The organism is Opitutus sp. ER46, from assembly GCF_003054705.1.
In the GTDB taxonomy this organism is placed as follows: domain Bacteria; phylum Verrucomicrobiota; class Verrucomicrobiia; order Opitutales; family Opitutaceae; genus ER46.
The window spans coordinates 93,912-107,770 of record NZ_QAYX01000015.1 but is presented as its reverse complement, the minus strand read 5'-3'; the positions used below and the strand labels follow the sequence as shown (position 1 = coordinate 107,770).

At 67.9% G+C, this 13,859-nt stretch carries 8 protein-coding genes and 1 tRNA gene; 2 read left to right on the top strand and 7 right to left on the bottom strand.

What is annotated here, in order from left to right:
* Positions 1–153 precede the first annotated feature (153 nt).
* Positions 154–1,842 (bottom strand): hypothetical protein, encoded by a 1,689-nt coding sequence (locus DB354_RS01880; RefSeq protein ID WP_107833735.1) that lies wholly within the window; start codon positions 1,840–1,842, stop codon positions 154–156.
* A gap of 911 nt (positions 1,843–2,753) precedes the next feature.
* On the opposite strand from DB354_RS01880, the gene DB354_RS01875 reads away from it, so the two are divergent.
* Positions 2,754–2,830: transfer RNA gene (locus DB354_RS01875), tRNA-His, on the top strand.
* 65 nt (positions 2,831–2,895) lie between these two features.
* On the opposite strand, the gene DB354_RS01870 is transcribed toward DB354_RS01875, so the two are convergent.
* The 6 genes from DB354_RS01870 to DB354_RS01845 form a co-directional block, all read right to left on the bottom strand.
* On the bottom strand, positions 2,896–3,150 hold the full coding sequence (locus DB354_RS01870) for an addiction module protein (protein ID WP_107833734.1): 255 nt from the start codon (positions 3,148–3,150) through the stop codon (positions 2,896–2,898).
* Positions 3,151–3,453: 303 nt separating this feature from the next.
* Complete coding sequence (locus DB354_RS01865) at positions 3,454–7,776, bottom strand: glycoside hydrolase family 38 C-terminal domain-containing protein (protein ID WP_107833733.1); 4,323 nt, start codon at positions 7,774–7,776, stop codon at positions 3,454–3,456.
* Positions 7,777–7,782: 6 nt separating this feature from the next.
* A complete protein-coding gene (locus DB354_RS01860; protein ID WP_107833732.1) occupies positions 7,783–8,568 on the bottom strand; it encodes a 6-phosphogluconolactonase in 786 nt (261 codons plus the stop codon).
* Positions 8,565–9,551, bottom strand: a complete 987-nt coding sequence (locus DB354_RS01855) for an amidohydrolase family protein (RefSeq protein WP_107833731.1) — start codon at positions 9,549–9,551, stop codon at positions 8,565–8,567. Before DB354_RS01855 ends, DB354_RS01860 begins: the two co-directional genes overlap by 4 nt.
* A gap of 148 nt (positions 9,552–9,699) precedes the next feature.
* On the bottom strand, positions 9,700–11,244 hold the full coding sequence (locus DB354_RS01850) for a sialate O-acetylesterase (RefSeq protein WP_107833730.1): 1,545 nt from the start codon (positions 11,242–11,244) through the stop codon (positions 9,700–9,702).
* A gap of 171 nt (positions 11,245–11,415) precedes the next feature.
* The gene (locus tag DB354_RS01845; RefSeq protein ID WP_107833729.1) at positions 11,416–12,444 is read right to left on the bottom strand and encodes a LacI family DNA-binding transcriptional regulator; all 1,029 of its coding nucleotides are present in this window, start codon (positions 12,442–12,444) and stop codon (positions 11,416–11,418) included.
* 150 nt (positions 12,445–12,594) lie between these two features.
* Between DB354_RS01845 and DB354_RS01840 the strand changes: the two genes are divergently transcribed.
* Positions 12,595–13,848 carry a prenyltransferase/squalene oxidase repeat-containing protein gene (locus tag DB354_RS01840; RefSeq protein ID WP_146180065.1) on the top strand — a complete coding sequence of 418 codons (1,254 nt, stop codon included), beginning with the start codon at positions 12,595–12,597 and terminating at the stop codon, positions 13,846–13,848.
* Positions 13,849–13,859 lie beyond the last annotated feature (11 nt).

Here is a 13,859-nt window from a genome sequence, read left to right as displayed (position 1 = left end):
TTAATTTTCATCCTCGCTCCTCGGTTTTCGAGAACCACATCCCTTCACGAAGGAGCGCGAAAACGGGGGGCGGTCGGTGGCGCGAGACGTGTGCGTGAGCGACGGCGACGACCGCGGGTTTCCGCGGCTGGGTTCGCGAGCGTTCGCGGTGAACTATGGTTTGGAAACCCCGGCCGCCCGGGTGAGGTCGCGGCGCCAGCGGAGCAGTTCGGCCTCGGTGGTGCGGTCGGACACGGTGTCGAGCCATTCATCGACGCGCGCGAGGGCGTCGGCGTACTTTCGTTCGCGGGCGAGCGTGGCGATCGTTGCCATGCGCTCCTCGTCGGTCCAGGCGGCGCGGATACGTTCGGCGTAGGCGGCGGTCTGGGCGTTGAGCCGGTCGGCCTGCGCGAGCACGCCGTCGAGGAGCCGGCGGGCGGCGGGCTTTTCGCCGCGGCGCCAGGAGAGCTGGGCGAGGCCGAGTGGGATGAGGAGGTTGCCAGGAAAACGGCGTGCGCCGTCGGTGAGCGCCGCGTGGTCGGCGGGGAGTAACGGTTCGGCCAGGCCCATGAGACCGGCGAGGTTGGCGTAGGCCTTCTCGTAGCCGGCGTTGAGCTTGATCGCCTGCTCGTAGTAGTCGGCGGCCTGGCGCGCGGTGTCGCTGGTGACCGTGGCGATGCCGGCGCTGGCGCCCTGCAGCGCGCATCCCGCTTCAAAGTACGTCTCGAAGTCCGTGCTACCGGCGCGGGCGGCGCGCTCGAACTCCGCCGCCGCCTCGGCGGGCTGGCGCGCCGCGCGGTAGGTGAGGGCGAGGAGCGTGTGGCCGCGGGCGGGAGCCAGGCCGCGGGCGATGATCGCGCGGGCGCGGGCGGAGGCGGGGACGAGGCGGGCGCCGACGAGCGCGAGGCGGCCGAGGGCGTCGTCGACGTCGTCAGGCGTCGCGGGGACCGGGCGCACGGGGACGGTGGGGGCGAGGGGCTGGCGGTACGTGCGGTAGCCGCCCTGGCCTTGCAGGTAGCGCTGGAGAAGGCGGTCCATCGCCTCGTAGCTGTGGCCGAACGCCTGGGTGAAGGCGGCGTCGGGATCGGTGCCGCGTTCGAGCAGGGCGACGTAGTGGGTGGCGGCGTCGTGCGGGGACTTGTTTTCGCCGAACATCAGGAAGTGCACGAACGCCCACGACTGCGCGTAGAAGACATCGGTCGCGGTGGCGTCGCGGCCGAAGAGATCGGCGCGGCTGGTGAACAGGAGCTGCTTCAGCGGCAGCACGTGGTAGCGGTGCAGCAGTTGGACGCGTCCCCGGAGTTCGCGGCCCCAGCGGACGTCGCTGCCGACGAGTTCGAAGGTGGAGAACACCTCGGCCATGCCCTCGTCGAGCCACGGCGGGAGGGTGCGCTCGGCGCTGTGCATGAACCAATGGACGCCCTCGTGGTAGAGGGTGCGGGTGGTTTCGGCGGTGGCGTCGCCGGGGGCGCCGAGGATGGCCCAGGCCTCGTTGCGGACGAAGAATCCGCCGACGAGCTGGGGTCGGCCCTGGGCGTCGAGCGGGCGGAAGCGGTCGAAGTCGGCGTGGCTGCGGAACACCACGAGCGTCAGCGGCAGCAGCGGCGCGGTGGGGTTGCCGAAGTAGCCGCGGAGTGCGGCGATGTATTGGGAGAACTCCTTCGCGCGGGCGGTGGCGGCGGTGGAGTCGAGGTCGGTGATGAGCGTGAACTCCGGCGTGGAGCAACGCAGCCAGCGCAATGGCGATGGCGACGGTGCGGGCGCCGACGAGGACGCGGTCTCCGCGAAGGCGGTGACGTTGGCCGACAGCACAGCGGCGAGGAGGAGCAGCAGGCAGGGAAACGTTGCGGTGGACCGGCGCATCGCGCGGGCATCCCAGTGTCACGGGCGGAGTGAGACAAGCCCGGCGGCGGCGCGGCCGCCGCCGGGCAGTGAGAGTGAAAGTGAGAGTGTCCGGGCGCCCGGGGTCCGCCTGGAGTGAGAGTGAAAGTGTCCGGGCGGCAGGGGCCGCCCGGAGTGAGAGTGAAAGTGAGAGTGAGGGTGGGGCGAACCACGGAGGCGGGCGATGGGTGAACCGCGAAAGATGCGAAGGGGCGCGAAAACGGGGGGCGGTCGGTTGCGCGAGACGAGTGCGTGAGCGGCGGCGAACACCGCGGGTTTTCGCGGCTGGGTTCGCGTGTTTTCGCGGTGAGCTCTGGTTTGGGAATCGCGGCAGTCGCGGTCCGTTCGTGGTTAGGCCATTTCGCAGTGTGCGATTGAACGCAGATGAAGAGAGGTGAACCGCGAAAGATGCGAAGGGGCGCGAAAACGGGGGGTGGTTGCGCGAGACGAGTGCGTCAGCGGCGGCTGGACGTGCGGCGCGGGGCGGGGTGGGGTGGGGAGGAAAAGGCTCCGCCGAGGGGAGACTCGGCGGAGGGCAGTCGAAGAGCAGGCAGCGGCAAGGTAGGTCGCGTGGGGTGGCGCTGCCATCGGGGGCAGGCAGGAACGGCGGTTGGGCGGAACGGAGGAGGGACCGGCGGGGCGCGGCCGGGGGAAGAAGGCGAGGGAAGACGTGAGCGCAGTCGGCGTGCGCGGAGAGTCAGCGCCGAGGCGCGAGGTCAGGATTCAGCGCGACGGACATACGCGCAAAAGCCTTAACGTTAGATATTTGAGCGAAGCGGACGGCGGACTGCGGCAGTCGCAAAACCCCTTCTTGGCAGACGTTCAGTCCGCCAAGAACGGAAGCCTTGACAGGTCTGGAGCCGCTCGCGACATTCCGCGCTCCTTACTTTACGGCGGCCATAGCTCAGTTGGTTAGAGCACAAGATTGTGGATCTTGGGGTCGCGGGTTCAAATCCCGTTGGCCGCCCCAATTTTCCGCTGCGGCGGAGAATCTTCCGCCGGCCCGGCGAACCGAGGATGGATTGAACCACAGAGTCACTGAGGACTCGGAAGAGCGGGGGATCCCGCGCTATGCCGACGCACGCCTGCCCAGAAGGGCTGTTCTGTCAGAGGAGCGGTCTTGCCGCTCTCCAGTTCAGTATCTCGACGCACGGCCTGGGCCAGGATCTCTTCGGGTTCCGCTGCATCAGGCGGTGGTGGGAGGCTTCCGAGAATCCGGTCGGCAAGCTGCAACCGATCCTTTTCCGAAAGCCGGAGGGCGGCGGCTTCGATCTCCTGCAGCGTGCTCATGGCCGAACCGCATAGCATTTCGGGCCTCGATCAAGGCGGCGGCGGGATGAGCTCTGGCGAACCCGGAAAGGCGAGAGATACGATGAGAATACCGACGGTGAACAGGAGCTCGCGGAGGCCGCAGAGAACTCGAGCGGGAGATCAATGCTCCTCCGGATCGATCTCTGTGCGCTCAGCGGTCTCCTGTTGAACGGCCTTGGGGGTTGTTGAACCGAGATTCGAACTCCTCACAGGAGACAAGGGTGGAACCAGAGCGCGATCGAACTCCCAACCACGCGCGGTTCCCTCCCTTTCCTCATGTGCCTATTCGGGCCGGTCGGTCGCGAGCAGGGTCTGGATGGCCTCGGCTGACAGGACCTCGCTCCAGATCGTGAGGTGGCGGATGTCACCGGAGAACGTCCGTTCTTTGTCCCAAGGATCGATGGGGGCGAGGCGGACGACGGCTTCATCGTCGGGGAGCGCCACCTCGAGCGAGCTGATCTGGCGCCCCTCCGAGAACAGCCGGAGGACGGTGCCATCGTATGTCGCCGTCAGCATCTGCCAGCGGCCGATGGTCAGGGGAGTGGTGCTCTCAACATCGGTCGGATTCCGCAACCAGAGGTGGATGCCGTTGGCGAAGGTCGCGAAATAGCGGCCCGTGCCGTCAACCTTGTTATCCGCACGGCCAAAGCCCGCGATCAGCGTCCGGTTTGGCGGTGGCGTGGTCGCCTTCACGAACACGTTCATCGTCCAGGCCTGGCCCTTCTGGCTCGGAAGCCTGGCAACTGGAATGTCGCGGGGCGCAGTCGCATCGCGCTGCCGAAACACGGGCTGGGCGGGCGTGACCGCGAGCGTCGCTCGCGGGAGGGCGTTGCCCTGGGGAGAGGTGTCGCGGATGGCGCCCACGGTGACCCGGGCCGAGGCGGTGAGAGGGGCGGACAAGGTGAGCAGTGCGGCGCGGCCATCGGGGCTGAGCGTGGCGGCGGTGACGTGGGCGGGACCGTCGAAGGCGTAGTTCGCGACGTTCTCGGCGCTCGTTCTCGTCACCGGCTCGGAGAACTCGACGCGCACGCTTGGCACGCCGCCGACCGACGCGGCGGTGAGGATGTGAGGTGCCGTGGTGTCGGTGACGGCAATGGTTGCGCGGGAGAGCGGTCCGGGCACGCCGTTGGGATCAAGCTCCCGCGCCTGAAGGGTGAGGTCGCGGCTGACGGTGATCGGGTGTTCGTACTGCGGGGAGGATGGCCCGGGTTCGGTGCCATCGAGCGTGTAGCGCAAGCCCCCTGTGCGCCAGTAGAGCGGCGGGAGAATCGAGACCGTCTGGGTGTCGGCATAGCGGCCGGCGGCGACCGAGAACCGAGGCGCGGTTGGTCGATGATCATCGAGGCGATCGTAGAGCGGCGATGCGGCCACGGTGTCGTCGTGCAGGTTTTGTGCCGCACTGACGGCGAAGATCCGGAGCTTGGGGGTGTCCGGGAGCGTCAGGGTCTTGGCCCCGGCGGGAAGATCGATGCGGTACTTGAACAGGTAACAGAACTGGTAGGCGTCGTCTGAATCGGCGGTGTGGCGATGGCTGGCATACCAGGCCACGGCGTCGCGCTTCGTGAAGCCGGGCTCAAGGCCGACCAGCGGTTTGAACCAGTAGAACACGCTTTCGGGGACAGTTCCGCCCCAGAGCCGGTTGTCCCATTGTCCGATGTACCCGGTCCAGTTCTGAACCGTGAGATCAACCGGGTGGCCGTCCACGAGGAACCGGGCGGCGGTGTCGCCGTCCGCGGCGGCCAGGAGGTAGAGGCGGTTGAAATCGCCCGTTGGAACCGCGAGCGACTGGCCTCGGGCGGCCATGGCGTTCGGCTGTCCGTCCGCGGTGGGTCCCAGGGCAAAGGTGATGCCCTCGCTGACGAGCGTGCCGGGAAACTGCTCGGCGGGATAGGCGCGGCCGGCGGCGTCAAAGTGGCCGTCGTGGCGGTGCTCGTTTGTGCTCACGACGTCGTCGGTGTAGGGGAGCGTCACGGGCTGCGAAACCGGGGAGGCGAGCGTGGCCGGCGGGGGGCCGAGTTTCAGCGCAAAGGCCTTCAGTCCGTAGCCGCGAAGTGAGAACGCGAGTTCGCCGTTTTCCACGGTCGCATCGCCCAGCGGCTGTTCCTGGCCGTCGACCTCACGGGCGGCCACGATCGGGACGGCGGCGCTCAAGCGCAGGCCGCCCGCGACCTTGCCGGTGAGTTCCTTGAAGCGGACGATGATCTCGTCGCTGTCTTCGGCCTTCTTGACGGCCGCGAGCGCAACCTGCCCGCTGCTCACCTTGAAGAGGGAGAAGGTCCGGCCGAGTACGCCGTCGTGAGAGGGCGCGCGGAATGCCAGCAGCGGTTGGTTCAACCGGGCGGCCTGCCAGGGAACGTTGGCCTTCCGCCAGTCGCCGGAGTGCCCGGCGAGCGCGTACAGAATCTCATGCCGACCGATATCCTGCGACGCCTGGTCCTGGAACCGATTGCGCACGCCGGGAGTGAGCACGAGCGTGAGGCGCAAGGTCTGGTCGTCGGGTTTGTCGGAGGCGTACTTCGAATCATTCAGGAGGGCGACGCCGTAGGATTCGTCGGGCCGGGTGAGGTCGATCCACTGGTGCTGCGGCACCTCGTACTTCCGGGGATGGTTGTTCTCCCGCTGCACCGTTCCGACCTGGGAATCGTAGGTGGCGACGGCGTTGGCGGAGGTGAGCGGGAAGGCGGCTTTCAGGACGGTTTCGCGCGTCTGCCAATCCAGGAGGGTGGCAATCTCGATACGATCGCCCGCGGCGCCGGCCGCCAGTCGGATCGTCTGGGTGAAGCTCGAGCCCTCGGTTTCACGTTCGACCTCGATGGCGACGCGAACGGGCCCGGTCTCGACGAGGCGGATACGGGCCGGGCCGGCGACGACGCTGCGCGCGGGCTGCTGACGTTCGCGCCAGTCCATGTTCCAGGCGGGATACCGTTCGGGATTCTGCGGGTGCAGTTCGAGGCGGGCTGGGGCGGCGAGGAGTTCCTTGGTCAACGTCTTGTCGAAGACCGAGCCAATGTCGCCGTTGGCGTCGATCGTGACGCGATAGTGCTCGTTCTCGAGCGTGTGATCCTCGACGCGGAGCGATGGGGCTGCCGGCGCGGCGCCGGGCTGGGCCGGGCGGATGTCGTAGGTTGAGAATCCGACCGCCGGGGCGTGGGCGAGGAAGAGAATTTTGAGAACGTCATCCTGTCGGCCGACGATCTGCACGGGGCCTGAACGATGGTCGGGCCCGACGGCGACCAGCGCCGCGGGCGTGGGGCCGCGGATGGGCAGCTCGGCTTCGACGAGGTCGTCGCGCTCGATCGAGAGCGGGTTGTAGACGACGATGGCGGTGCCCTCCGCGCGTGTGTCGAGGCCCGTGGTGACCGCGCCGACGGCGTCGGACACAACGGAGGCGAACAGGTTGGCGGCGAGAATCTCGTCGTTCCAGCAGTACTCGTAGGCTTTGGGCACGCTGGTGCCCGGCAGCATGTCGTGCATCTGGGAACCGAGCACGAGGTTCCACGCGTCGTAGAGTTTCCTGGCGGGGTAGGGCGCGCCCCGGAGCCAGAACGCCGCGACGGTGGCACGTTCGGCGGCGTCGGCCAGCAACTCGTTTTTGCGGTTCCAGCGCTTCATGTACGCCTGGGACGTGATGGCCGCCGCGGAGTGCTGCACGAGGAGAAGCTCACCGCGGTAATGGGGCAGCCGGGCGACCTGGGCCGGGGCCAGGTCGTTGAACATGCGTTCGGTGGTCGACGAGATCACGCGGACCGGTCCGCCCCCGATGAGGCTGCGCTCGATCCAGCGGACGGAGCCGGGGTTGGGGGCGCCGCCCTGATCGCCGATGCCGTAATAGTGATAGTCGACGTAGGCGCCGGAAATCTGCCCGGTGGCTTCGATCCGCTTGAGCCAGCTTTCGCTTTTGCTCAGGTCCGCCGTCTCCTGCCCATAGTACGGACCGGGGTCGAAGGCGGACACGACGGAACTGCCATCCGGCCCCTCCCAGACGCCGACCTTGAAGGGAATGCCGCCCGACGTTCCTACGGTGAGCTTCTGCGTGGAAAAACCCTTGATGCCCGCATGCGCCAGGATGGTGGGCAGCGCCGCCGGGAATCCGAAGCAGTCGGGCAGCATGAACTCGTTGCTCGCGAGACCAAATTCGCGGCGGAAGAAGCGATTCCCGTAGAGAATCTGCCGGAGGAGGGATTCCGCGGAGGGCACGAGTGAATCGGCCTCGTCGACGGATGAGCCGGCGGGAAACCACCGGCCGGCGGCGACGTAGCGCTTCAGCTTCTGGTAGTCCGCCGGGTAATACTCCTGCATCATCTCGTAGCGGCGGGACCCGGTGAAGTTGAACGTGTAGTTCGGGTACTGGTCGAGCAGCGCAAAATTCTTCCGCAACGTCGCGGGAATGAACTCCCGAATGACGCGTGGGTACGTCCATCGCCACTGGGTGTCCAGGTGCGCATAGCCGATGACGTACAGGTTGCGGTCACGGGCGACGTCGACCGGGCGATCCGGCTGGCGGGCGAAAGTCTCGATCGTCGGAGCGTTGGCCGCCGGCGCGCCGTTGGGGAGGGCGGCGGCGAGGGCGACGAGGAGGGCGAGGCGGCAAAGCGGCGAGGGCATGGGGCGCTAGAGTTGGGCGGCGGAGTCGGCGTCGAGATAGAGCGTGGCAGACGGATGCAGGCGCAGGACGGACGCGGGGCACCCGGGGCCGATGGGGTCGCGGAGCGCGGCGCGGGCCGCGGCGGCCTTGCGCGGGCCGGGTACGACGACGCTGAGCCGGCGAGCGGTCCGAAAAACGGGCACGGTCAGGGTGTAGGCAGACGGCGGGACCGCGGCCAGGTTGGGGAAACAACCGTCGTTCACCTGCTGCGTCCGGCAGGCGTGGTCGAGCTCGACCACCTTGATGAGCGCGGGGTCATCGAAGTCGGCCACCGGCGGGTCGTTGAAGGCGATGTGGCCATTTTCGCCGATGCCCAGGCAGATGAGGTCGATCGGTTGCTCGCGCAAGGCGGCCGCATACGTCCGGCAAACGGTCGCGCCATCCGCCGCTTCGGCCGTGATCGGATGAAACGTTCCCACGGGAACTTTCGAGAGGAGATGCCGCTGGAGATATGAGCGGAAACTGGCCGGATGGCTTCCAGGCAGCCCGACGTAGTCGTCCATGTGAAAGGCGGTCACCTTGCGCCAGTCGATCTCGGCGCCACACAACGCCGGGTCGACCAGGGCAGCCAGGAAGTCGTCCTGGGAAGGGGCGCAGCCAAAGACGATGCGGGCGCGACCGTGCCGGTTGATGGTGTCGCAAAGGTACGCGGCCACCGCGCGGGCCGCGGCGCGGCCCATGGCGGACCGGTGGGGGTGCCGCTCGACGGCGAGGCGATCGACGGCGGCGTAGTGCACAGGAGAGGTGCTCATGAGATGGAGGGGGCGGAAAGGGTGACGCCGAAAGCCGCGGCGGCGGTGGTGGACCAAAGCCGGCGTGCCTCGTGGGGTGGCAGGGCGAGGTATTCGGCCACGCGACGCACGCCGTCGTCCGGTGGGAGCGTCGAGCCGGCAAAGCCGCCGCCCGGGTTGCGGGCGATGCCGTCGGCGCCGACATTCACGGTGAGGTCGCCCAGCGTGTAGTTCCCGGCCGGCGCGCCGGCGCCAGCCATGGCGTCGGTGGTGAAGAGCGCCCGGCCCGGCGGTTTGGCGCGAACGAAATTCTGCAGGACCCGCCGCGGCAGATGGAGCCCGTCGGGGATGAAGCAGGCGATGAGTTCGTCGCGGGAGAGCAGTTGTTGGACGACATTGTCGTGGCGCGGCAGCACCAGCGGCACGGCGTTGCCGAGGTGGGTGCAGAACCGCGCCCCGGCGGCGATCGCGGCGTCGATGTCGCGCTCCGTGGCGTTGGTGTGGCCGAGTGAGACCGCCACCTGGCGGGCGGTCAGGTGGGTGATGAACTCGCTGCTGCCGGCCCACTCGGGGGCCAGCGTGACGAGCCGGATGCGACCGCGGGCGGCACGCTGCAGCGTCTCAAACTCCACGATGCTGGGCGCGTGCATGTGGGCGGGCGGGTGGGCGCCGCAGTAGCCCGGTTGGGGTGAGAGCCAGGGCCCTTCCAGATGGTAACCGGCGATCATCGCGGACAGCGACGGACTGGCTTCGCGGAACAACTCAAACCGGCGGAGCTGCTGGGCGAGTTGTTCGAGGGGCGCGGTGATGAACGTGACGAAAATGCAGCCCACCTGGTGGGCCCGGAGGGCGGCCGCCGCATGTTCGAGGGCCGGGGCGGAGACATCAGGGCGTTGGAAGTCCACGCCGGCGAAGCCGTTGACCTGAAAGTCGAACAGCGGCGGTTCGTTCGAGGGGGGCGCGCACAAACCGGCAGAGCCAACAGAGTCTTCGGGGCAGGACATGGGACGCAAAGGGGGACGCACCGGCGGGCGGAACGGGTCCCCCGGGGCGCGTGGGAAAGCGTGGGGCAGGTCGCGATGCGGGCGACGCCGGCATTGGTTTACGTTGACCGGATCCGGTCGCGCCGGACGGCGTCCCGCGCCCGGCGCGTTACCACGCGTCGGTGCGGAACGGTGCGACGGGCAGACCGTTTTTCCCGTAAAGCGTGGCGGTGGGACAGTTGGTCCAGGCGTAGCGCACCGCGACTGGATCGGCGACGGAGGCGGAACGGACGAGCAGGGTATCGCCGTCAATGCGGCCTTCGGCGGCGTGAAAGTTGCGATCGGCGCCCGCAATCTGCAGCGCGGGCATGCCTTCGCCGCGGTTGACGAGGTTGCCCCCGGTGGGTGCGAAGTGGATGCGAATCGCTGCTCCGTCCCGCTCCGCCCGGGCGAACATGAGGCTGCGGCCTTCGGCGGGCTTGCCGTAGACCTCGGTCAACGCGAGGGCGCCGAGCCGCTGGGCAACCGCCTGCTTGTTCCGGGGATGGATGTTGGTCCGCTCCCCTAGGTCGATCGCGACCGCCATCGCGGTATGGGGCAGCGCCAACGTCTCGGCCTGGGCTTCGCGGATCCGCGGCCACGCCACGCCGGAGGGCTCGTTGGGCACCTCGTAGTTGGGCAGTTGGACCCAGAAGAAGGGCAGATTCGGTTGGCCGAAATCCATGCGCCACTGCCGAATCAGCGCGGAGAAGAGGCCACGGTACTCTTCCGGGTGCTGCACGTTCCGGGTGGATTCTCCCTGGTACCAGAGCACGCCGCGGATCGTGTACGGGACGAGCGGGTGAATCATGCCGTGGTAGAGGCCGGCCGGTTCAAAAGGACCACCGGCTGGCGCCGTGGGCGCCTTCGGCTTGGGGCGCTGTTTCAGAAACGCGGCGTGCGACTCGGCGCCTTCACCCTGCGTGGCGGCCTCCTCCTCCGTCCATTTTGCCAGGGCGACTTCGTACGTCGACCGACGGGTCTGGTAGTCCGCAAGCGTTTGCCTCCACCGGGCGGCGACGACGTCGAAAGCCGGATCACTGGCGAGGGCCCCGGGGCTCATCCACGATTCGATCGGCGTGCCACCGTACGAGGCGTTCACCAGCCCGACGGGCCGGCCGAGTTCCTGCTGCAGCTGGCGGGCGAAAAAGTAGCCAATCGCGGTGAACGCGCCCACGGTAGCTGGCGTGGTGACCTGCCATGCGCCCCGGATCGTTTCGCGCGGGGTCGAACTTGGATGGCGATCAATCTTGATCTGGCGGATCGCCGGGAAGGTGGCCCCGGCTTGCTCCTCCGCCGCGTTGGCCGCCTTTTCCACGGCCATTTCCATGTTCGACTGCCCCGAGCAGAGCCAGACCTCGCCCACGAGGACGTCCCGCAGCGTCACGGTATTCTTCCCCGCCACCGCGAGGTCCTCGCCCTTGGCATTGGGGGGCATCGGTTGCAGGACGACGCGCCATCGCCCGTCAGGACCGGCCTTGGTCTCGACGCGTTGGCCGGCGAACCGGACTTGGACGACCTCGTCCGCATCCGCGCGCCCCCAGATGTTCACCGGCAGGTCCTGCTGCAGGACGGCGTGGTCCTGAAAGAGCGGCGCAACCGTGACGTCGGCGCGGAGGAGGCCGGTGAGGGCCAGGAGGCCCAGGCCGGAGAGCAGAAGAGGGGAACGACGCATCGCACGAGGGAGGGGCGCGGCGAGGCCGATGACGAGCGGGGGCTTGGTCGACGTTGACCGCAGCGGGGACGGCTCACGGGCCCCGGTGAGCCGCAGGCGATTTCGGCATCGGTCCACGGAGCGGCCGAAGGGCCCGGCTGCCCCCAAAAAGAAGGCCCGCGTGGCTGGCGCCTAGCGGCTGATTTTCCGCAAGGTTTTCCCGTCGACCCAGTGGCGTTCAACCATCTCGATCCGCGGGTTGGTCGGGATGCCGAGGTCGCGGTTCATGATTCGTGAAACCAGCAGTTCGACGGCCCACGCTCCGATGAGTTGCTGGTTTTCCTCGAGCCCGGAGTAGTCCGTGCGATCGAGGATCTGGCTGATCACGGCGACGCCGATGTCTTCCGGGATGTGCAGGCCACTCTCGCGCATGCAGGCGGTGAATTCCGGCAGGACGTTGTAGTGGTGCACAAAGATCATCACGTCCGGCGCGTTGTAGGCGAGCCACTCGCGGACTGGTTTCAGTTCCACCTTGTCCAGTTGGAGCACGGGCAGCGGCGTGGTGCCGAGGGTGACCTGCCACCAGCCAAGGTAGGCGCTGAGGTATCCGTGGGCGCTCCGGATGTCTTCGTAGCGGCCGATGACCAGGCCGGGGCGGCGATAGCCGAGCTGGTACACCTGTTCCAGGGCGCGCCACATGTCCTTGTACACATGGCTGACCACACGGTGCAGGGGCGTTTTGATGCTGAGCCCCTGGGTCACGATGGCGTAGTGGTCGAACTCCGGCGGAAATTCGTCGTCGATGTCGGGACTGCCGAAACAGAGCAGGCCTTCGATTCCGCGCGCGTCGAGGATGGAACGGCAGCGGCGATAGGTCATGCCCGGCGCGCGGAGCCAGAGCGGTTCCAGACGGTAGCCCAGCACTTCGGCGCGGGCCAACATGCCGCGGTAGATGCGGGCAAGGTGGTGAGAACTTTCCCAGGGCTTGGGTGTGTCGTAGAACGAGACGACGCCGAAACAGGCCTGATTCTGGGGCGCGCGGCTCGTCCGGACGCAGCTCATCAGTTCGTTCACTCTGGCGTTGGGTCGATAGCCGAGGCGCTTGGCCAGCTCGCGCACCTTGCGTTTCGTCGTGTCGGGAATCTTGGGGCTATCCCTCAGGGCCAAGGAGACCGTACTGGGCGAAACCTTGGCCAGTCGGGCGATCTCGCGCACACTCATGTTTCTCAGGTGGGCGCGAGCCCTCGTCGTGGCAAGGCAAATACCGGGCGGGAGGGGGCGGGCAGGTCAACGTCCACCGAACTTCGCTTTGAGCCTGGGTTCACCGCCGGGAATCCTGCCTGATCAGGTCCGCTCGGGACCGTTGCCGCCATGTGCCTTCCCTCTCGTCGTTTCCCCTCCACGCGTCCGCGCGGGCCGCGCTGGACACGGGTTGTCCTCAGCGGTCTGCTGGCCGCGTGCGGGCTGAGCGGCCGGGGTCGGGCCGCCACCACGGAGCCGTCTCAGTCGGTGTTTTGCGCGCCCGCCGCCACCCGCGAGATGCTGCATGATCTCTGTGAGTACGTTGCCGCGGAGAAGGCCGGGATGCCGACGATCTTCATCGGCGGCTACTACATGCGCACCCTGGTCGCCGGGCACCAGGTGTTCGGGGATCGGCGTTATCTCGAGCGGGCGTTGACGTACGGTGACTGGCTGCTGGCGCGGCAGGGGGGGGACGGATTCTGGAAGACCGGCTACGGCGACATCTATCTGGCCGACACCGGCAGCGCACTTGGCCTGCTGATGGTGCTCAACCGCCACGCCGATCCGGGCCGCCAAGCCCGGTACCGGGCGGCGATGCAGCGGTACATCGCCGCGGTTCAGGCCAACCGGCTGATCCAGCCCTCGGGGGCGTTTGGGGTCGGCTTTCGGACGAAGGCGCAGGGAACGGTCCTGGTGCCCTGGCGGGATGAATACACCATTTCCTCGGCGCTCTCGGGCGGCGTGGTCTGCACGTGGCTGTATCATGCGACGCAGGACGCGCGTTACCGCGAGCTCGCCCACCAGGCGCTGGGCTGGATCATGAGCACGCAGCGCGACGACGGGGCGATCCCCTACGTGCTCAAAGGCGACGGCGGCGACCTGGCCAAGCGGGGTGATCCGGCCACCGATTTTGTGCTGTGGGAGAAGCATCGATTCCAGGCGGTGGCATATGTCGGCGAGGCGGTCATCGCGTTTGACCGGTACTGCGATCAGCCCGCATGGCGGCGGCGGCTGCGTGATCAAGCCGGTGCCACGGTTGAGTTTCTGCTCCGGACGCAGAACGCCGACGGAACCTGGGGGTACAAGGACAGCGAGAACCCGGCCCGGAGCTACGATCAGAAGCGCAGTCCGGGCGTCAGCCATCTCCTGGTGTGGTACTACACGAACGTGCGCGCCGACGACCGGGTAGCCGCCGCCGTGCGGCGCTTCAACGCCTTCCTGCTCAATCGGGCCAACCAACGTGGGTTCGGCCTGTTGCAGGCGGGCGGGGATGCGTCGAACCCGTCTCCGCTCGGAGCCTTCACGCAAAACGACGTGGTGACGGCCCTCACGGGCCGGGCGCTGGCAGACATGCTTCAGCCGGGGATCGACGCGCACTGGTAGCATGCCGCCAC